Origin of the sequence: Ekhidna sp., from assembly GCF_039960695.1 — a bacterium.
Taxonomy (GTDB): Bacteria; Bacteroidota; Bacteroidia; order Cytophagales; family Cyclobacteriaceae; genus Ekhidna.
The window spans coordinates 478,116-498,377 of the sequence record NZ_JBDVKP010000019.1; the positions used below are offsets into that span (position 1 = coordinate 478,116).

The 20,262-nt window shown below is 39.0% G+C and carries 20 protein-coding genes; 13 read left to right on the forward strand and 7 right to left on the reverse strand.

All coding sequences use genetic code 11. The annotated features are described in order from the left end of the window. Positions 1 to 4: 4 nt before the first annotated feature. Together ABJG98_RS16000 and ABJG98_RS16005 are read left to right on the forward strand one after the other, a co-directional pair. Entirely contained in the window at positions 5 to 544 is a 540-nt protein-coding gene (locus tag ABJG98_RS16000; RefSeq protein WP_348280544.1) for an HD domain-containing protein, read from the forward strand. A gap of 11 nt (positions 545 to 555) precedes the next feature. Next, on the forward strand, positions 556 to 1,101 hold the full coding sequence (locus ABJG98_RS16005) for a DUF2911 domain-containing protein (RefSeq protein ID WP_348280545.1): 546 nt from the start codon (positions 556 to 558) through the stop codon (positions 1,099 to 1,101). A 10-nt stretch (positions 1,102 to 1,111) separates the two neighbouring features. Here the strand turns inward: ABJG98_RS16005 and ABJG98_RS16010 are convergent, their stop codons facing one another. After that, positions 1,112 to 1,768, reverse strand: a complete 657-nt coding sequence (locus ABJG98_RS16010) for an RNA polymerase sigma factor (RefSeq protein WP_348280546.1) — start codon at positions 1,766 to 1,768, stop codon at positions 1,112 to 1,114. Between the two features lie 104 nt (positions 1,769 to 1,872). On the opposite strand from ABJG98_RS16010, the gene ABJG98_RS16015 reads away from it, so the two are divergent. Further along, positions 1,873 to 2,229, forward strand: a complete 357-nt coding sequence (locus ABJG98_RS16015) for a hypothetical protein (RefSeq protein WP_348280547.1) — start codon at positions 1,873 to 1,875, stop codon at positions 2,227 to 2,229. A 32-nt stretch (positions 2,230 to 2,261) separates the two neighbouring features. On the opposite strand, the gene ABJG98_RS16020 is transcribed toward ABJG98_RS16015, so the two are convergent. Continuing rightward, positions 2,262 to 3,590 carry an aminotransferase class I/II-fold pyridoxal phosphate-dependent enzyme gene (locus ABJG98_RS16020; protein ID WP_348280548.1) on the reverse strand — a complete coding sequence of 443 codons (1,329 nt, stop codon included), beginning with the start codon at positions 3,588 to 3,590 and terminating at the stop codon, positions 2,262 to 2,264. Further along, on the reverse strand, positions 3,587 to 4,150 hold the full coding sequence (locus ABJG98_RS16025) for a nitroreductase (RefSeq protein ID WP_348280549.1): 564 nt from the start codon (positions 4,148 to 4,150) through the stop codon (positions 3,587 to 3,589). Before ABJG98_RS16025 ends, ABJG98_RS16020 begins: the two co-directional genes overlap by 4 nt. 17 nt (positions 4,151 to 4,167) lie before the next feature. Here ABJG98_RS16025 and ABJG98_RS16030 point away from each other — a divergent pair, with 17 nt between their 5' ends. Beyond that, a complete protein-coding gene (locus tag ABJG98_RS16030) occupies positions 4,168 to 5,037 on the forward strand; it encodes an SDR family oxidoreductase (protein ID WP_348280550.1) in 870 nt (289 codons plus the stop codon). Beyond that, positions 5,034 to 5,900, forward strand: a complete 867-nt coding sequence (locus ABJG98_RS16035) for a DUF72 domain-containing protein (RefSeq protein ID WP_348280551.1) — start codon at positions 5,034 to 5,036, stop codon at positions 5,898 to 5,900. The genes ABJG98_RS16030 and ABJG98_RS16035 overlap by 4 nt, the downstream gene beginning before the upstream one ends. Positions 5,901 to 5,935: 35 nt before the next feature. Here the strand turns inward: ABJG98_RS16035 and ABJG98_RS16040 are convergent, their stop codons facing one another. Together ABJG98_RS16040 and ABJG98_RS16045 are read right to left on the reverse strand one after the other, a co-directional pair. Beyond that, positions 5,936 to 6,316 (reverse strand): hypothetical protein, encoded by a 381-nt coding sequence (locus ABJG98_RS16040; protein ID WP_348280552.1) that lies wholly within the window; start codon positions 6,314 to 6,316, stop codon positions 5,936 to 5,938. 65 nt (positions 6,317 to 6,381) lie between these two features. Beyond that, the gene (locus tag ABJG98_RS16045; protein WP_348280553.1) at positions 6,382 to 7,155 is read right to left on the reverse strand and encodes an AMP nucleosidase; all 774 of its coding nucleotides are present in this window, start codon (positions 7,153 to 7,155) and stop codon (positions 6,382 to 6,384) included. Positions 7,156 to 7,277: 122 nt separating this feature from the next. On the opposite strand from ABJG98_RS16045, the gene ABJG98_RS16050 reads away from it, so the two are divergent. Together ABJG98_RS16050 and ABJG98_RS16055 are read left to right on the forward strand one after the other, a co-directional pair. Further along, positions 7,278 to 7,976, forward strand: coding sequence for a hypothetical protein (locus ABJG98_RS16050; protein WP_348280554.1), 699 nt, complete (start codon positions 7,278 to 7,280; stop codon positions 7,974 to 7,976). Between the two features lie 226 nt (positions 7,977 to 8,202). Next, positions 8,203 to 10,374 carry a T9SS type A sorting domain-containing protein gene (locus ABJG98_RS16055; protein WP_348280555.1) on the forward strand — a complete coding sequence of 724 codons (2,172 nt, stop codon included), beginning with the start codon at positions 8,203 to 8,205 and terminating at the stop codon, positions 10,372 to 10,374. 17 nt (positions 10,375 to 10,391) lie between these two features. Here the strand turns inward: ABJG98_RS16055 and ABJG98_RS16060 are convergent, their stop codons facing one another. Beyond that, positions 10,392 to 11,129: a class I SAM-dependent methyltransferase gene (locus tag ABJG98_RS16060; RefSeq protein WP_348280556.1), complete on the reverse strand. Its 738-nt coding sequence runs from the start codon at positions 11,127 to 11,129 to the stop codon at positions 10,392 to 10,394. A gap of 75 nt (positions 11,130 to 11,204) precedes the next feature. Continuing rightward, a complete protein-coding gene (locus ABJG98_RS16065) occupies positions 11,205 to 12,782 on the reverse strand; it encodes a capsule assembly Wzi family protein (protein ID WP_348280557.1) in 1,578 nt (525 codons plus the stop codon). Positions 12,783 to 12,935: 153 nt separating this feature from the next. Between ABJG98_RS16065 and ABJG98_RS16070 the strand changes: the two genes are divergently transcribed. The 6 genes from ABJG98_RS16070 to ABJG98_RS16095 all read left to right on the forward strand — a co-directional run bounded on the left by ABJG98_RS16070 (position 12,936) and on the right by ABJG98_RS16095 (position 20,256). Continuing rightward, complete coding sequence (locus ABJG98_RS16070; RefSeq protein WP_348280558.1) at positions 12,936 to 13,697, forward strand: SDR family oxidoreductase; 762 nt, start codon at positions 12,936 to 12,938, stop codon at positions 13,695 to 13,697. A gap of 19 nt (positions 13,698 to 13,716) precedes the next feature. Beyond that, positions 13,717 to 15,924: a family 20 glycosylhydrolase gene (locus ABJG98_RS16075; protein WP_348280559.1), complete on the forward strand. Its 2,208-nt coding sequence runs from the start codon at positions 13,717 to 13,719 to the stop codon at positions 15,922 to 15,924. A gap of 4 nt (positions 15,925 to 15,928) precedes the next feature. Then, positions 15,929 to 16,672 carry a copper homeostasis protein CutC gene (locus tag ABJG98_RS16080; RefSeq protein WP_348280560.1) on the forward strand — a complete coding sequence of 248 codons (744 nt, stop codon included), beginning with the start codon at positions 15,929 to 15,931 and terminating at the stop codon, positions 16,670 to 16,672. Further along, complete coding sequence (locus tag ABJG98_RS16085) at positions 16,659 to 18,899, forward strand: hypothetical protein (RefSeq protein ID WP_348280561.1); 2,241 nt, start codon at positions 16,659 to 16,661, stop codon at positions 18,897 to 18,899. The genes ABJG98_RS16080 and ABJG98_RS16085 overlap by 14 nt, the downstream gene beginning before the upstream one ends. A gap of 108 nt (positions 18,900 to 19,007) precedes the next feature. Then, complete coding sequence (locus ABJG98_RS16090; RefSeq protein WP_348280562.1) at positions 19,008 to 19,769, forward strand: lysophospholipid acyltransferase family protein; 762 nt, start codon at positions 19,008 to 19,010, stop codon at positions 19,767 to 19,769. 256 nt (positions 19,770 to 20,025) lie between these two features. After that, positions 20,026 to 20,256, forward strand: coding sequence for a DUF4331 family protein (locus tag ABJG98_RS16095; protein WP_348280563.1), 231 nt, complete (start codon positions 20,026 to 20,028; stop codon positions 20,254 to 20,256). Positions 20,257 to 20,262: the final 6 nt, after the last annotated feature.

Consider the following 20,262-nt stretch of genomic DNA (forward strand, 5'->3'; position numbering starts at 1 on the left):
TGTTATGAACAGAAAGGAAGCGAAGGAAATTCTTACCTCGATGACCGAAGGTGACAGCCTGCTAAGACACGCACGCACGGTCGAGTTAGTGATGGAAGCCTATGCGCCTAAATTCGGAGAAGATCCCGAAGAATGGGCGATCACTGGAATGCTTCATGATGCAGATTATGAAAAATATCCGGAAGAGCATCCTAATCGGATTGTAGCCATACTGAGGGACAAAGACGAAGAAAAGATCGCTCACGCTATCTCAGCACACTACACCAAATGGAATGTGTCTTATGAAAACAAACTAGACAAAGCCCTTTTGGCATGTGATGAATTAACAGGATTTATAGTTGCCTGTTCCCAGGTAAGACCGGAAGGAATTTCCACATTGACAGCCAAGTCAGTGAAGAAGAAACTAAAGCAAGCCAGTTTTGCAGCTAAAGTAGAGCGCGATGAAATATCAAAAGGAGTAGAAATGCTAGGCGTAGATATGACGGAACATATTAACTTTATCATAGATGTTTTGAAAAAGAATAAGCAAGAACTTCATATTTAGATATTCATATTATGAAAAAGAAACTACTCATTGGCTTTGGAATACTTGTAGTATTGATAATTGCGTTTTTGGTCTATGCGAACAATCGCAACCGGACGCTGAGCCCTCCAGGAGAAACAAGTGCTCAGGGAAATGGAATAACAGTAAACGTGAGTTATTCTCGTCCATCTGTGCGTGATCGAATGATTTTTGGAGAAGAAGAAGAAGGCGCATTGCAGCCATATGGAGTTTATTGGCGATTAGGAGCGAATGAGCCAACCATAATGGAAATTTCCGAAGACTTTATGTTTGGAGAAACAGCTTTTCCAGCAGGAAAGTACGTGATTTATGCTTTTCCTCGAAAAGGTGAAATGGAAATCAGATTGAATTCAGATTTACGGTTTTGGGGATATACTGAACCTGATTACTCACAAGATCTAGCTACCGTAGTAGTTCCTATATCACGGACTGAGCACGTCGAGCAGTTTACAATTGAAGCTGTGGAAGCTTCTAATGGAGTGAATGTAGTTTTTACCTGGGGGAACTATATGTGGGAACTAGCGCTTGAAAGACAATAAAAGGGAGAAATTATAAGATTTCAGCCATCACCTTTTCCACCAGGTTATCACACTTACTGAATCCAAATTCGAATAGTGTTGTAGCCTGTGATTGATCATATAGGTTTTCCTTGATCATGGTTTTTGCGCGATGGATTCGCACCTTCACATTCGAAATTGATAAATCAAGACAGTCGCTGATTTCAGCAATTGACATTCCTTCAATTTCTTTCATGATGTATGCACTTCTATATTTCCGATCTAGCTGTCCAATTGCCGCCTCCAGCATTTGCTTTGCCTCCATTTGAATGAGTTTATTTTCAGGTGTATGACTTTTGTCTTTGATGTCTACTGACCGCTCCTTTTCCGAAGCTAAATAAACAGTTTGCTTAGTCTTCTTCAGAGTATATAGTGCTTTGTTGATGCCAATTCGTATGAGCCAAGTAGAAAATGCTGAATCCAGACGGTATTGCCATAACTTTTCGTAAGCAGTCATGTAGGTATCCTGCATGACGTCTTCAATGTCTGTGTGATCCGGCAGATAACCACGTAGTACACGATATAGTTTTTGATTATTACGCCTTAGCAAGATTTCATACAGGCCCTTTTCTCCCGCAAGAACTTTTTGAACGATTTCTTTTTCTGAAAGCTTGTTGTTCTTCGTTTCGGTAATTGGAATCATGTTCATGAATAATCATTTTAAACATTAGATCACTGTTCCAGATGAAAGTTACAACTAGTGTAACCTTTTTCCATTTTTCTTATCCAACCTCAAAAACTAACAAACAGAAAATGGAAACAACAGTAAAGAATGTATTCAACCTGCTTAAGTACGCATACGGAATAATTCCAATTGTGGCTGGAGCAGATAAATTCACGAACATCCTGACCGATTGGGGACAGTACCTCACTGAGGGAATGATTCCCATAGACGCTGGAGTATTTATGATGATCGTGGGTGTAGTAGAAATCGTTGCAGGTATTCTCGTTCTTACGAAAACCAAAATTGGAGCATTAATCGTTGCGCTATGGCTGACGCTTATCGCTTTGACATTAATTGTAAGTTGGAGCTACGTGGATGTGGCAGTCAGAGATTTAATGATGGCCTTGGGAGCCTTTGTACTCTACAAGCTTTCAGATCATGTTTAAAGAAATTGCGGGCAGACACCCTGCCCGCATTCTTAAAGACTTTGTTCTAGCCTGTCCCAGATTTGATCCAGCCAATCTTCATGTTCTGGTTTCATCAGTGAAGACCTCAAACAAATCAGGTACTCTGTATTTATTTCGAAATCGACATCTTCAAATTTTGCAGTTGGGTATTTATATAGAGACAAGTAAAGGTGATTTTTTTCGGCTCTTTTGAAAAAAGACTGTGCTTTTTCACTCATTTCATTTGTGCTTGCCCCTTTAAGAGTCCAGGCCACAATATCCGTTTCTGGCGCCACAATAGGTAAAAAATGATCGCTACTCAACAACTTTTTATAGAGCTTGATGGCAGCATTTCTGGATTTTTGAAGATCCTTTGAAAACTCACCTTTAGGTATAGGGGGAAGTAATTGATGTGTTGCCCAAAGTCCTACAGCAGACGCTCCGGCACGAGAGCATTCAAGACTAATTTCTCCCAAATGAATTTCATCTGAAGTAAAGTAGGTGTAAGGTGAATCGTGGATATAGTATTTAGCTACTTCGGAATTTTGAAAAAGTACGCATCCACATCCATACGGTTGAAGACCTTGTTTGTGTGGATCTATGACAAGACTATCTACTTGATCTAACAAGGCATACTTTTGAATTGTCTCTAAGGCTAGGTTTTCAACCAATCTAAAATACCCACCATAAGCAGCATCTGCATGAATTCTAAACGGATACTTTTCCTGTAGCTCGAGTACTTCTTTTAAAGGATCGACTGCTCCGAGCCCGGTTGTCCCCATGGTGCAAACTACGGTTCCAACATTCCCTAGCTTTAACTTTTCTTCAAGGGCTTCCAGATCAAGTCTTCCTTGTTGATCTGTAGCTACCTTATCAAAATTTAACTTGAGCACTTCGGATATACGCTCATGCGTATAATGCGCCTGATCCGAAGCGATAATTGCCTTATCTGGATGAATGTTGCCAGCTACCCACAATGCTTCTAGATTGGCCATAGTACCACCACTAGTCAAATGACCAAGATGCTTTTTCCATCCAAACATGCTTGCTAAATCTGCTACTACTTCTTTCTCCATCGGAGAGCTGGCTTTGCTGCCATCCATTGCATGATTGTTTGGATTGACCCACATGGCAAGCATGTACGCAGCTTTTGCTATTGGGTGTGGAGGCTTGAGCATTTGCCCGGCAAATAGTGGATGGAAATAGGGATAGTTATCCTGCATTTTCTCCGCAGTTTTCAAGATCACCTCCTCCATTGTTTTGGTATCCAACGATTGATTTACATCCGGTAAGTCAAAACCGGATTCCAGTCTTTGCAATGCTTTGGTGAGTAGTGTTATTGATTCTCTTTCTAGTTTCATTCTTCAATCCATTCTATTTTTTCTTCAATGGGTTTCTTTGCTATGATACGTTCTGTTGATCCACAGTAGCCAATATAGAAAAAACCTATACACGATTCATTCTGAGCTAATTTTATATGCTCACCGAGAAATTTGCAAAGAGGAGGACTACTCCAGTATCCACCCAATTCATATTGCTCAAGAGCTAGCCAAATGTTTTGTACAGCACATGCCACCGATGCGATTTCTTCCCACTCAGGAACTCTTTCTGCCGGATCACGGTGAAGAATGATGGCTAGAACAGCGCCTGCTTTTTGTGGGTTAACTTTGATTTTTTCAAATTTAGCGGTTGTAAAATCTGGCGTAATTTCTTCGTATTTTTTTGCTAAAAATTCACCAAGTCTTTTTTTTCCGTTTCCAGTAAAAATCCTGAATCGCCAGGGTTCCGTAAGTTTATGAGTAGGAGCATGATTGGCATTTATCATCAACTCAGCCAGTATTTCTTTTGGGATAGGCTTATTGATATATTGCATTGGATAGACAGACCGTCTCTTCCTGATTGTCTCGTTTATTAAACTCACTTTTTTCTAGTTTAAGAATGGCTAAATCTAAAAACATATTAATCACCGGAGCATCCACCGGAATTGGATATGATCTGGCAAAGGTATTTGTTGAGAACGGTTATACCGTATATGGCAGTGTAAGAAAGCAAGCTGATGCAGATAGGCTTTCCCAGGAGCTTGGAGAAAAGTTTAATGCCGTCTTATTTGATGTCACAGATCATGCAGCAGTAGATAATGAGGCTGAGAAGATGTATGAAAAGATTGGGAGAGAAGGGCTTGGTGGTTTAATCAACAATGCGGGAATAGCCATTGGTGGACCAATGTTGGATCTTTCCCTAGATGATTACAGACAGCAATTTGAAGTCAATGTGATTGGATTGATTAAGGTAACCAAAGCTTTTTTACCACTGTTAGGTGCTAGGAGTGATCACCATTCAGAACCAGGCCGTATTGTGCAAATATCATCTGTTGCGGGTAAAATAGGCATGCCTTTCATGTCTCCATATGTTGGGTCAAAGCACGCTGTGGAAGGATTATCAGAGAGCCTCCGTAGAGAATTGCAATTATTCGGAATCAAGGTGATTGTCATCGGTCCGGGCCCGATTAAAACACCCATTTGGAATAAAGGAGTATCTGAAGAAGCAAATACCAGATTCAAAGATTCTTTTTATGAAGAATCCATCAATATTTTTCAAAACTCTTTTGTCAAGGATGCGATTAAGAATGGATGGACATCAGAGAAGGCGGCAAGGATCATCTTTGGAGCTTTTGAAGAAAAAAACCCAAAAGCTAGATATGCTCTCGTACCACAGCGTTTTAAAAACTGGATACTGCCCAGATTGCTTCCAAGTAAAGCTTTAGATAAATTCGTACGTAAGAATTTGAAGCTAAGACCCAAAAAATGAAATTCGGAAGTGTAGAAAACCCAGAAGAGATTGATTTCAGTTTACCTGACGATCATCACGATACGGAACGTGTCTTGAAGAAAGGCAAAGGACTGAATGAAGTATTTGTAGGTTGCGCAAAATGGAATCGTCAGGAATTAAAGAAATTCTATCCTCGAGGCACAAAAGATGAACTGGAATACTATTCCACACAATTCAATTCCATTGAATTGAATGCGACCTTTTACAATCATTTCCGCACGGAACAAATTGAAAAGTGGGTAAGTAAAACGCCTGATAATTTCAAGTTTTTCCCTAAGGTTCATCAGATGGTGAGCCACATCAAGCGGTTAAACGATGTGGAAGAACCGATTGAACGATATGTGACTAATATTAGGGCTTTTGGCGATAAACTGGGAATGTGTTTTCTACAGCTTCATGACAATTTCAAGCCGGCGAATATAGAGCGACTGGTAACTGCCGTTGAGTTTTGGCCCAAAGATGTGCCTTTAGCAATTGAATTGAGGAATACCGATTGGTTCAATGATGCTGAAGTAGCAAACGAAGTTTATGCACTTTTTGAGGAAAATAATGTTTCCAATATCATCACAGATACTGCAGGTAGAAGAGATCTTTTGCATATGCGGCTAACTTCTCCGTCTGTCTTTATCAGATATGTTGGCGCTAATCATGAAAGCGACTATTCACGTCTGGATACTTGGCTTGATCGCTTAAAGAAATGGGCAGATGCAGGAATGGAAAACCTTTACTTTTTTGTTCATCAAAACCTAGAAAAAGAATCTCCTGTACTTTCAGCACACTTTACTCAAAAGTTGAACAAAGAATTTGGTCTGAATTTGACTATTCCTGTAGGCCAGGAATAGTCTAGCTAAAAAACCTTCATTTGAAGGGTTCAATTTCATCCTTTTCTTCGTTCTCTTTTGCGTTGACGTCTTTCCCTAACATTGTCACGGATTTCGCGATGAATCTCCTTGAGTTCGGCTTCTTGCTTATCATCCAGAATCTCGGCTACGCGCTCTTCTTGCTTTTTCATAACATCCGTGCGTGCCTGCATCCGCTCACTCCTGGATTTGGATTCATCCTTTCGAATGGCCTCTAATTCGGGCTTCATCGATTCTCTTAATTTTTTTAATTCCGCTATTTGACTTTCGGTAAGTTTAAGTCGCTCTTTATATTCTTCGATTTTTACCGGCGGTTTTTCTTTTTGCTCTTTTTCTTCTTGAGCAAAAAGAATATTTCCTGCCACCATTAGTCCAATAATTAATGCAAGTTTTCTCATCTTATATATTTTGTTTCTGCTTAGATACCAAAAATTGATAATGGTTTAATGCCTCGAGAAGAAACTTACTCAAATCTCATATGCTTTACGGATTCACCGGAGTTGATTAATTCAGAAAGAGCATCTATTCCTATATCCAAATGATTCTCTACATATTGTGTAGTCACTTTTCGATCACTTTTCGAAGTTTTCACCCCTTCTGGAACCATTGGATTATCTGAAACTAATAGTAGCGCACCTCTTGGTATTTTATTGGAGAACCCAACGGTAAATAATGTTGCTGTTTCCATATCAATGGCGGAAGCACGGATAGCTCTCAGATAATCTTTGAATTCCTCATCATGTTCCCAGACACGCCTATTGGTTGTAAAGACAGTTCCAGTCCAATAATCAAGACCTTTTGCTTTTATAACATGGGAGATAGCACGTTGGAGGCGAAATGATGGTAAGGCAGGTACTTCAGATGGCATGTAATCATCAGATGCTCCTTCACCTCGAATTGCTGCAATTGGCAGGATTAAATCCCCTAATTGATTTTGGGCTTTTAGTCCACCACACTTGCCTAAAAAGAGGACAGCCTTTGGCATGATTGCAGATAGCAAATCCATGACAGTAGCCGCCATTGCACTCCCCATGCCAAAATTGATAATGGTGATTTCCCCATTTGTAGCGGTCTGCATTGCGCCGTTTTTACCTTTAATGGGAACGTCAAAACGCTTTGCGAATAATTCTACATAATTTTTAAAATTCGTAAGAAGGATGTACTGACCAAACTCATCCAACTCGGTACCTGTATATCTCGGTAGCCAGTTTTCTACTATTTCATCTTTTGTATTCATAAGTGGCAAAGGTAATTGATTTGGAAATCGAGGTGAGACAAAATACAATGTCAACTCGCATAAAAAATCATCTTTTCAGTATCAATACCAAACGAGTTTCATCCATTATCGTATCAAATGCTATGAAATTTATCACGTTTACTGCAATATGTTGTTTTGTCTCATTAAGTAGCATTTCTATCCAGGCACAGGCACCAACTTTCAATCCATTCTTTTTTGGAAATAAGCCCGAAGAAAGTAAAGTGTTTACGGTTAGTCTTACTTCTATAGGTCGCTACCATTTTGATGAGAAGTGGAATGCAGGCAATATATACCTGAATAATGGCGACTCTTTAGTCGCCTACTATATGCGTTACGATTTGATTCGAAATCAACTGGAAGTCATTTTTGATAATGATATTAAGGCAATAAATGGATCGTTTATTAAAAGATTTGAATGGTTTAGCGTGGAGCGATTAAGACCCGAAAAATTTGTACTAAGAAATGATTTTAAGTTTGATCCAGGTAAAGAAGTAACGGGGTTTTTACAGTTGTTGGAAGATGGTAACACCAAACTTTTAAAATGCAAACGAATGTATGCCCCAAGAGAAGCTACCTCACCGACTCTTGTCAATGATACAGATACTGATATTCAAAGCATTGAGGAGTATTATCTTGTAAGGGGTGGTAATGCAGTAGAGCTGTCTGGTGGAAAACGAAAGAGTTTGAAAATTTTTGATTCGAAAGAGCTCACTAGATATATAAATGACTCCAACCTAAAATTTAATAACGAAAGCGATTTGAAAGAAATAGTTAAATACTACAATGAAAAAATTAACTAGATAAAAGATTATTGTATTGTAATCTTAACGCTCTGAATGAGTTTTTGGTCATTATAAAATCTGAGAACAAAGATTCCTTTCTCTGCAAGAGAAATGGACTTTACCCCTTAAGGGGTATTTATTTGATGTGATTTTATTATTAACATTGATTTTGATAAATCAACCTGATAATAATGCAAAAATTTCTGGTGTTTAATTTCACGCAAAAACACGATAATTAATAAGTATGGTAAGGGGATTGACACTAGCAATTGTTGTTTTACATTTTTTTTCATCGTTTGCTCAAGAAAAGTCGACAGCAAGAATATGGAATGAGGCCTTATTGGAAGCTGTTAGAAATGATTTTGCAAGACCTACAGTGCATGCGAGGAATCTTTTTCATGTTTCAGCGGCCATGTATGATGCATGGGCAATCATAGACGGTTCTTCATCACCTTACCTTATCGGCAAAAATGTAAGAGCTTTTACCACCAACTTTGATGGATTTAATGCGGGAGCACAAGAGCAATCCGCACTGTTTGAAAAATCAATTAGCTATGCATCTTATAGGCTCATTAGTCACAGATTTGCTGATTCCCCAGATTGGAATGAAACTAAATTTTACATTGATTCTTTATTTAGCGATCTGGGATTAGATGCTTCGTTTACTTCAGTTGATTATTCAACTGGGTCAGCAGCTGCATTGGGCAATTACGTTGCTGAGCAGTATATTGATTACGGCCTACTTGATGGCTCAAACGAACAAAATGAGTATGTCAATCAATATTATGAACCTGTTAATGAGTTTTTGAGCCCTGAAGCTGCCGGAAATCCAAACATGACTGACCCAAACAGATGGCAACCCCTTGGTTTTGATGTTTTTGTTGATCAAAGTGGCAACGAAATACCTGGGGCAGTTCCTGAATTTTTAAGTCCGGAATGGGGCAATGTCTATCCGTTTTCACTTAGTTTATCAGAGTCTGAGATTTATTCCAGGGATGGATTCGATTATAGGGTTTTTCATGATCCTGGCTTACCGCCACTGTTAGATTTTGATAGTACGACAGACACCTTGTTTCAATGGGGTTTTGCAATGGTAGCTACATGGTCCAGTCATTTAGATCCGGATAGTGAAACCATGCTTGATATTTCGCCTGGAAATTTGGGCAATATTGACATTGACCAGATGCCAACCTCTTTTGAATTATACGATGAGTTTTACGATTTTCTGGAAGGAGGTGATGTTTCTACCGGAAGAGCATTGAACCCAATTACTGGTTTGGCTTATGATCCTCAAGTGGTAAAATTGGGTGACTATGCACGGGTGTTGGCTGAATTCTGGGCGGATGGCCCAGATTCTGAGACTCCACCTGGACATTGGTTTACCATTTTAAACTATGTAAGTGATCATCCTGACCTGGTAAAGAAATTTGAGGGCGCCGGAGATGTATTGGATGATTTGGAGTGGGATGTGAAATCTTATTTCATCCTAGGTGGCACGATGCATGATGTAGCTATTTCATCGTGGAGTATCAAAGGCTATTATGATTTTGTTAGGCCGATTTCCGCTATTAGGTATATGGCAGGTTTAGGTCAATCATCAGATTCGGAATTACCTAATTATGACCCTGATGGATTGCCACTGATTGATGGATATATAGAACTTGTTGGAGAAACTGATCCTTTGGTCGGTAGTAAGATGGAACACTTAAACAAGCTGAAGCTTAAAGCCTGGAGAGGTCCGGATTATATTGACAATCCAAGCATTGATTACGCCGGTGTTGATTGGATTTTAGCAGAAAACTGGTGGCCGTATCAGCGTCCTACTTTTGTGACGCCACCTTTTGCCGGCTATGTTTCGGGGCATAGCACATATTCGAGAGCTGCAGCCGAAGTGTTAACTATGCTAACTGGTAGTGAGTTTTTTCCTGGCGGAATGGGAGAGTTCTTAGCACCACAAAATGAATTTTTGGTTTTTGAAGAAGGACCAAGTCAGGATGTAGTTTTACAGTGGGCCACCTATAGAGATGCTTCCGATCAATGCTCTCTTTCTAGAATTTGGGGAGGAATACATCCGTCTTTTGACGATATTCCAGGGAGACTAATTGGTGAGAAAATTGGTATCAGAGCGTTTGATTATTCTAAAGCTATTTTCGCTGGTCTTATTACAGCTATTGATTCTAAAACAAGGGGAAGTATTCAAGCTTATCCTAATCCATTTAGCTATGAATTGAAAATTGAAGGCATCAATAAATTTCTATCCATACAGTTGAATGACTTAAATGGTAAGGTTATATATGACTATAAATTTCCTAATAAACCCACCTCTGAAGATCTAGCCAAATTAAAGAGCGGAGTGTATTTATTGAATGTTTATTCAGAATCGGGAATAGAAACCTTAAAGCTTTTTAAGAAGTAATTGACAACAGTTGACGTTTATTGTTTAAGCAAAAGCTTAAACTCTTCAAACGACATAAGATTTAGTGTCTCTTTACGATTTTCTTCTAAAACAAAATACTCGTAGTAAGGATTTTCTACCTGATTAGGCTTTCCAAGTGTCTTTGATTGTGTAATAATACCAATTCCCCAATCTGTGTCGAGGCAGCAAGAAGAAAGATCGCTTCGTTGCCGAGCCTTGGCAAAGGCTTTCCACGTAGTTCCATTCCAGTGTCCCCCAGCTGGAGATAGCTTGTAATTATAGAATTCTCTGGCATGCCAAACTGATAGGGGATTACAGTCATGCAAGAGTACATATCCGTCAGTATTAATAAACTCCAGTGAATTCTGAATGTCACGATCTACCTGATCAGCCAGATGAAGACCATCAACAAATATTATATCAAATTTGACATCTTTCAATACCTCACCGTTCCTCAAAGCTGTGAAAAATTCGTCACTTGTCATTTTAAAATCCACAGGATTGGATTCAAACTCAACACCAGGATCCACACTGTATTTACTAGTCGCATTTATGTGATTAAAATTGTCATCCGGATTTCTCACACCAATCTCCAAGTAGGTAGTCTTACCTTCAATTTTTCCTAGGAGGAAGTTAATAACCTCTGTCCTTGAGGGCGTTTTTTTTAACTCATCAATAGAAAGTTGCTTGACCGATTGATGAATAGGATCTTTGGTATCAATTAGCTTTTCACCCAAGTTTTTCAGAAAGGACATAATCGGTTAAGTAGGTATATGGTAATTCTTGACTAGCACTCAAAAGTACGTAGACAACCCATTAATAAGAAATACTTAATTGCTTCTTTGATCCAACAGGTATCCAATCTTTAGGGATACCGTAAGGTTTCTAGTGTCTAAGCCAGGTTCATAATACCAATTGCGACGGTACCCAGCATTAATAGTGGCATCCAAACTAAAATTCCCGATAAAGCGAAGATAATCCAGGCCCATGCGGAAGCGTGTATCATTTGATATGGTTTGCGTCCCGCCAAAATTTGCAATAAAATAGTCGTCATTGAATCGAACCCTGTCTATGGTAAATGCCATTCTTCCTTTGGGTGTAAAGTATTGAATCTTAACGTGGTTGGCATTAGATCCGGGCCCTACATAAGCTCCCATTATTTGTCCATTATTGGTATAACCATTCTCTACTACAGAATGAACGTAGTAGGTAGGATGCCCTGTTGTTACTGCCGATAACTTTATTTTATTCAGCTTAGTATGTTCAAAAAGGATCCTTATTAAGTTACCATTGTTGAGATCAAATGTTTTTACAAATCCCATAGTAACACCTCTTGTTCGCTCTGGGTTTTCAAAAAAATCAACAATCACTCCGGGGTAATCATTTCGAGCAAATTCTAAATAAGAATCGAATCCGTATTCTTTGAATTTCCACCTGACCATCAATGACATCATTTGGTCATAGTCATCATTGGGAAGGTTAGGGTTGCTAATGTTGCCCCAGACAGCAGCGATCAAATCTAATGGTTTAAAGTCTCCATCGAACATATCGCGATATAAAACACGATTGATCCCCAGACTCAGACCTTCGATAAAGTTTGGTTCATATCCAAATACAGCTCCAGTTAAATAACGTTGATCATTAGTGTCATCCGCATCGAAGTAGTCGGATTCATCCATCAGACCCCAAAAAGTCTTGAATTCAATTTTTCCAATTTTTGTTTCGATTGGCTTTGCTGTGCCAATATCCAGATGTGGAACTCCTGCGGCATTGTTTGACATGACTATGGGGGCAACCTGAGCAGGTCCCCAAATCATTGATTGAGTAGATACCCCAAGGGTCACTTTCTTGTAGTGAAACCTAACCTCTGACTGACCCAAGTTGAATTTATTTACCGATTGATCCCCATATCTTACGATCCAATCTATCTTTCTTTCAAATGGATATGAAAAAGGATTTTTGGTGAATGGAGAAGAGGCAATGTAGAAATCTTTGTTTTGTGAAGTATACACAACTGGAGCAAAAGTGAATGATAGTATTCCTTTTCTACCTGTAAAGCCAAAATTCAATGAGCTATTAAATCCTTTCCCTTCCCAAACTGCACCATCATTGTAGTTATCAGGGAATGCACTTGAATATCCTATTTTGGCAAAGGGGTTTAGTACTTCTATGTAATCACCATCTTTCTTTGATAAGTCAAATTTTCCTTCCCATATATCCCACGTCAAGGCTGAATCAGCAGCGTAATCATTGATGATAGAAGGGTGGTAAGAGATTGGATCTATCAACTCCGGATTTTTCATTCGAAGAAGATCATAATATTCATTCAAATGATATCCCGGAAAAATGACCTGAGCGCTTAGCTTACTTGCTGCAATTGTTAAAAGAAAAATAATGGACAACCTCATCAAAAGGATTTTTAATGTTTATATAAGGTCGCAAAAGTAGTTCCATTTAAGCGATCAATTGATTAACAGTCATAATCTATGAGTAGATATTTTCAGGATAGAAAACACATTAAACTATTATCAAAAGATAAAATTATGAGCTAACTTAAGATTATGGAAACATCAAACAGGGTATGCGTAATCACCGGCGCTGCTCATGGAATTGGTGCAGCTACCGCCAGATTAATGAGCCTGCACGGAATGATGAACGTTGTTTTATCAGATAGGGACAAAGAAGGAGCCGATTCGCTTATGAATCACCTCAATACCATTCGTCCTAAATCATCCATTGCTTTTACCACAGATGTCTCGGATTCGAAGCAAGTATCTCAGCTAATGAAAGCTGCTTTTGATCGCTTTGGTAGGCTGGATATTCTGATCAACAATGCCGGTATTAGTCAATCAAAGGTTGCCAAAACGGCAGATTCTTCTTTGGAGGATTGGGATAAAGTAATTGCAGTTAACCAAAGTGGAGTCTATTATGGGATGAAATATGCCATTCCTTACATGCTGGAACAAGGACATGGAACAGTAGTAAATGTTGCCTCACTAGCAGGATTGGTAGCAGCTCCTAATAATGTAGCTTATGCAGCCAGCAAAGCAGCTGTAATAAATATGACTAAAACTGTAGCACTTGAATATGGTAAAAAAAATATCCGAGTGAATGCAGTTTGCCCCGGATACACAGATACTAATCACTTTGATCAATTGCATGAATCAAAACCAGAACTAAAAGAGCGTCTGCTTCGAGCAACCCCAATGAAGCGCCTGGCTAAAGTTGATGAAATCGCTGATACAATTTATTGGTTATGTTCAGATCAAACGACTTTCATTACTGGACAGACACTGACTATTGATGGCGGCATATCTCTGTGATTTCTGAGTATTTTAGTGCGTGATTTTTAAGCTAAATTCTTATTATCGGATTTATGTCTTGTCGATGGTTATTGGTTCTACGGGCTGTAATCCGAGTGAAAATTCATCGATCGCACTGATCCCAAAACCTACGGAAATATCTGTAAGTAATCGAACATTCAAGATCAATGATGAAACCCAACTATACTTTGATAGTGAATCATTTACCAATGCTGAAGTAGTTCGAAAATATCTAAAGAATATAACTTCGTTTGATTTAGAGATTGTAGACGAAGAGAAAAAAAATATGATCTCATTCAAGATCGGAGATTTGCCTTCAAATGAATACCATTTAAGTGTAAATGAAGATAGAATTGAATTGATTGGGGGAAGCAATCAGGCTCTTCTCTACGGATTTCAATCTCTAAGACAGATTCTTTTAATGAATGGAGGATATTCTGTCCCCATATTGGAAATAATAGATAGACCTGAGTTCGCTTGGCGTGGGCTTTTACTAGACTGCTCCAGGCACTTCATGGAAAAGCATTTCGTAAAGAAATACATTGATCTTCTCGCTTTATATAAAATGAACGTTCTTCATTGGCATCTGACCGAAGATCAGGGGTGGCGTATTGAGATAGATAAATACCCCAAGCTGACAGAATTAGGAGCTTGGCGAGACGATGGGAAAGGAGGGAAGTATGGTGGATTTTATACCAAAGAAGATATCAGAGAGATTGTAGATTATGCACTGGCACGTGGTGTTACCATAGTTCCCGAAATTGAATTACCGGGTCATTCACAAGCAGCTTTAGCAGCTTATCCTGAATATTCCTGTACGGGCGGACCGTTTGAAGTAGAAACAGAATGGGGCGTTTTTAAAGAAATATACTGTGCAGGTAATGATTCCACCTTTTCGTTTCTGGAAGACATACTATCAGAAGTCATTGAGTTATTTCCTTCAGAATACATTCACATCGGTGGTGATGAAGTTCCAAAATATCGATGGGAACATTGTGTAAAGTGCCAAAGAAGAATTCAGGCTGAAGGACTTCATGATGAGCATGAGCTACAAAGCTATTTCATAAGTAGAATTGGAAGTTTTCTTGCTTCGAAAGGTAAGAAAATAATTGGCTGGGACGAGATTCTTGAAGGAGGCTTACCCGAGGGAGCCACCGTGCAAAGCTGGCGTGGATTTGAAGGTGCAAAAACTGCAGTTAAATTGGGTCATAAGGCTATCGTATCACCTACCTCACACGCCTATTTTGATTACGGATTGAACGATATTGATTTGGAGAAAGTCTACCACTTTAATCCAATACCAGAAGGCTTAACCAAACAAGAAAAAGAGTTCATTCTTGGCGGCGAATGTAACATGTGGAGTGAGCGTGCACCACAAACAAAAATTGATTCGAAAGTTTTCCCTAGATTGATTGCCATGTCTGAAGTACTCTGGAGTGGCCAAGGTCAAAAGAATTTTAATGAATTTAGAAGCAGACTGTCCCAGCATTATCCAATGCTTGATAAACTGAACGTGAATTATGGCTTTGAGACTGTTCCGGTTAAAATTGAGACTCAGTCAGAAAATAATAACTTGAAAGTCTCGCTAGTCTCTTATGATTCCACTCTCATCATTTACTATCACGATGGCCTAAAGAATTACACCTATACAAATCCTCAAAAAATTCTTGAATCAACGTCATGGGCGATCACGTTCGGAAAAGGTACTTCAATTTTCAAAGACACTATTTATCAGCGTTTTGAACCACACCTTGCCAATGGATTAAAACCTAAAGTTGAAGCTGAATACCATTCAAACTACACTGCCGGAGGTGCATATGGACTTACAAATGGCACCAAGGGCACCAACCAGTTTAGGGATGGCAATTGGCAAGGGTACTGGGGCGATGATGTAACGGCAACATTAGACTTAGGAGAGTTGATATCAATTCAGCAACTTTCATCAGGCTTCCTTCAATATAACAATGCCTGGATATTCTTCCCGGTAGAAGTCACTTATGAGATTTCTTCAGATGGGATAAACTTCTCCTCTCTAGGAACAGTATTGAATAGCGATTCACCTCGCAACAAGGAGCAAAAGACGCAGGAATACACCTTAGTGCTACAAGATAAAATTATGGCTCGATACATCCGGATTAAAGCCAAAAACTTGGGCTTTTGTCCTGAATGGCACGATGCTGCAGGAAGTAAAGCGTGGCTATTTATTGATGAAATTAGTGTAAAATAGCCTTGTGAGTTACAAAATCGAGATATGTGCAAATTCGGTCCAGTCAGCAATAAATGCTGAACAAGGAGGTGCTGATAGGGTGGAATTGTGCGACAATCTGTGGGAGGGAGGAACCACACCAAGTATAGCGACTATACGACTGACAAAAAAACAGTTGAACATTCCTGCGTTTGTATTAATAAGACCCAGAGGTGGTGATTTTGTCTATAGTGATATGGAATTTGAAATAATTAAAGAAGACCTCATTGCAGCCAAAGAAGCTGGAGTAAATGGAGTAGTTTCAGGCGTATTGTTGCCAGACGGTAAAATAGACATCAAACGCACGCGAGAGTTGGTAGCACTTTCATCTCCACTTTCATTCACTTTCCACCGGGCATTTGATCAGGTACCCGATTTTATATCAGGAATAGAAGACTTAATTCAATGTGGTATACAAAGAGTATTGACATCAGGTCAAAAGGAAAAAGCGATACATGGGATAGCAAACATTGAAAAGATGTTGGCTCTAGCTGCTGATCGCATCACAATTTTAGCAGGTGGAGGGATTAATAAGAAAAATGTGACTCAGCTGTATGATATAGGATGCAGAGAGTTTCACTTTTCTGCAAAAACATTAATGCCAGGATTAGCTGAGCAACAGGCGAAGGTGCGAATGAATGGCTCCCCAGACATTTCGGAAGATTCAATCCAGGTTTCTGATTCGAGGAAAATTTTGGAAGTAAAAAAAATATTAGATGAAAAGGTATAGATGGTTATACCTTGGTTTAGTCATCACTTTGATTAATTGTGAAGAACCAAAAAAAATAATCAGTTATCAGTTACATGATGGCTGGGAATTCAAGCAGGAAGGTTCCAAAAGTTGGAAAATGGCAGAAGTGCCGGGTGTTATTCACACAGATCTCATAATCAATGGAATAATATCCCATCCATGGAAAGGAACCAACGAAAAAGAGGTTCAATGGATTGAAAATGAAAACTGGATATACCAGAAAATCTTTGATGTCCAACAATCCCATTTAGAAAGAGAAGCGATTGATCTGGTTTTTGAAGGATTAGACACCTATGCTGAGGTTACGCTTAATGATCAACTGATTCTGACTGCTGACAACATGTTTCGCACCTGGAGAATAGATGTGAAAGATTTACTACGAGCAGATCAAAATAGACTAATAGTTAGGTTTTTATCTCCCATTACGGTCAACAGTCCTAAACTTGATGCTCTTGGCTACGAACTACCCGCCGGAAGTGAAATGGTAGATAAAAAAGTGAGCCCTTTCACACGCAAAGCACCTTATCATTTCGGATGGGACTGGGGTCCGCGCCTGGTTACTTCGGGAATTTGGAGGCCTGTTAATTTAGAATTTTATCACTTAGCACGCATCGATAACATTCAAATTATTCAAAAGGAACTTAGCGATAGTCTGGCAATACTCGAAGCAGTGATATCGGTAAAAGTTGAGTCCGATGAATCATTGGATGTGGTAGTAATGGATCAAGAGATTGAGTTTGAAGTCACCAAAGGCCACAACGAGTTACGTATTCCGTTCGAAATCGAGAAGCCAGAGCTTTGGTGGCCCAATGGATGGGGTAATCAATACCAATATTCCATTCCAGTTTCAATTCATACTGCCAATCATTTATTAGATGCAGATACAATAAAAATTGGGCTCAGGACTGTCGAATTAATTCATGAGATAGACAGCATTGGCAAGAGTTTCTATTTCAGAATTAATGGTGAGCCACTTTTTGCAAGAGGTGCCAACTATATACCTCAAAGCCACTTCATTCCGTCAGTAAAAGATGAAGACTATAAAAAATTGATTGAGGATGTGAAAGCGACCGGGATGAACATGCTTCGAGTCTGGGGAGGAGGCATATATGAGGATGATCTTTTCTATGACTTATGTGATGAAAATGGGATCCTGGTATGGCAAGACTTCATGTTTGCTGGCAGCATGTATCCAGGAGATTCCATCTTTGTAATGAACGTAGAAGAGGAAGTTGTAGATAATGTAAAGCGGCTGAGAAACCATACGTCAATTGTCCATTGGAATGGAAATAACGAAATCGAGGTAGCCTGGAAGAACTGGGGATGGCAGAAGCAGTACAGCTATTCATCACAAGACTCTTTGAAAATTTGGAAAGACTATTTAGACCTATTCCATAATCGAATACCTTCCTTACTAAGGCAGCTGGATGATCGATCATATACTACTACCTCTCCTTTGAGCAACTGGGGGACACCTGAAAATTTCAATTTTTCAAGCATGCACTATTGGGGTGTATGGCATGGAGATGATGATTTTGAGGATTATAAAAATAACGTCGGTCGCTTCATGGGCGAGTACGGTTTTCAATCATTCCCAGACATGGAAACCGTTGCATATTTTGCTGATTCCACTGAATGGAATTTAGCATCGAATGTGATGAAGCATCATCAAAAAAGCTATGTAGGTAATGACATGATCACTGAACAGCTTGGAAAATACTTCAATGACGCAACCGACTTTGACGATTTTGTGATGAAAAGTCAGCAAACACAAGCAAAGGCTATACAGATGGCTATTGATGCACACCGATTGCAAAAAGGTCACTGTTGGGGAAGTCTATTTTGGCAACTCAATGATTGCTGGCCAGGACCAAGTTGGAGTGCGGTAGACGTCTTTGGTAGAAAGAAAATTCTATTTGAAGAATTATACGAGCTATTTGCTCCTGTTGTGTTAATCCCATATTGGGAAGATGACCACCTTATTATTTCTATCGTGAATGATTCCTTAGAAGAAGTTCGAGCTGTAATGGAATTGACACTTTATAACGAGTATGGTGAAAAGCAGAGCCAAACATTACCAATCACTTGCAAGAAGAATGGTATAATGGAAGTTTTTCGTGATGATAAAATGAGACTGAAAAGAGGCGAGGTAAAACTAATTATTGATGATAAAGTAGTTTCTGGTCGAACTTTCCAGCATGAATGAAAATAGGGCATAACCCCCATTAAATAGCGCGATTTAAGCGGTCATATACAAAAAGTACATTGAGCGATCATTAGTTTTGCCAGAAAGAACAAAGAAAGCAATTTGCATATGCAGAAACATCAAACCACTGGTCTTTCAAAATTTTTAAATAGATGTTTATTAGTCTATATCGGAGTTATTTTTTTTCTGTTATTCTTTTCACTTCTTCCAATCTTTTTCCTTGCAGTGCTGTTTAAGAAAAAGCGTTTTGGATTGATCCTTACAAAATATTGGACCACAATGTTTTATTTTCTTATTGGAATAAAAATAGTGGTTGAAAATGAACACCTGCTGGATAAGAAATCAACCTATATATTCTGCCCCAATCATTTTTCCTATTTAGATATCCCAATCATGACTCAGGTCCCAGTAGCTGTTCAATTTGTTGGTAAAGAGTCACTTTCAAAAATTCCTGGTTTTGGGTATTATTTTCGAAAATTTCATATCATGGTGGATCGTGAAAGTCTAAGAAGTAGCTACGCTGCATTCAAAGAGAGCATTACTTCGCTGCAAAAAAACTTTTCACTTACGGTGTTTCCCGAAGGAGGCATCAACGTAGGTGATACCACAGAGTTGAGTGAATTTAAGGAGGGTCCTTTCAAAATGGCACTAAAAACGGGTGTACACCTGGTCCCAATCACACTAGCCGATAATTGGCATATTCTTCCCGATGATGGAAGTTTCTTGATTAAATGGAAGAGAAAAAGTAGGGTAATCATTCATGAACCGATAGACCCTTCCAAGTACCAGACTGAAACCTTAAAAGAGTTCCAAATGGAGGTGCGAAATACTATTCAAACAGAATTGAATGTGCGCAATGCTGTTAGATAATATCTGGTATTGAAATCTAAAACTACGGCTAGTAGACACTCCCATTTTTAAAAACGACACAAGTCCATCCGTTAACCCGGGTATATAATTTCCGCAATCATTATTTCCTTAATCTCAGAAATTCCTTAAATGAGATAAATTTTTCAGAGTAGAGAAATGGTATAAATAACTGTTAACCAGTTATTTATACTGTATGGCATACCCTTTGTAAATCCACAATGAGAATTTAAGGATACTCTTTTAATAATTAATTGTAATGAGAAAAATTTTGTACTTGTTGGTGGGGGTAAGTTCTCTTTCGTCATACGCTACACTTAATGGCCGAACGCTTGATGACGATATCAATGATGTAACGATAGCTTTGGTGTTTAACGACCAGTTAGAGGCTGGCGACAATACGGTCAAAGCTGGTTTGTCTACTGACTGTGTAGACGGCAATGATAAACCGCATTCAAATTCTTTTCCATACATAGCTTCTTCTCATTAATATAAG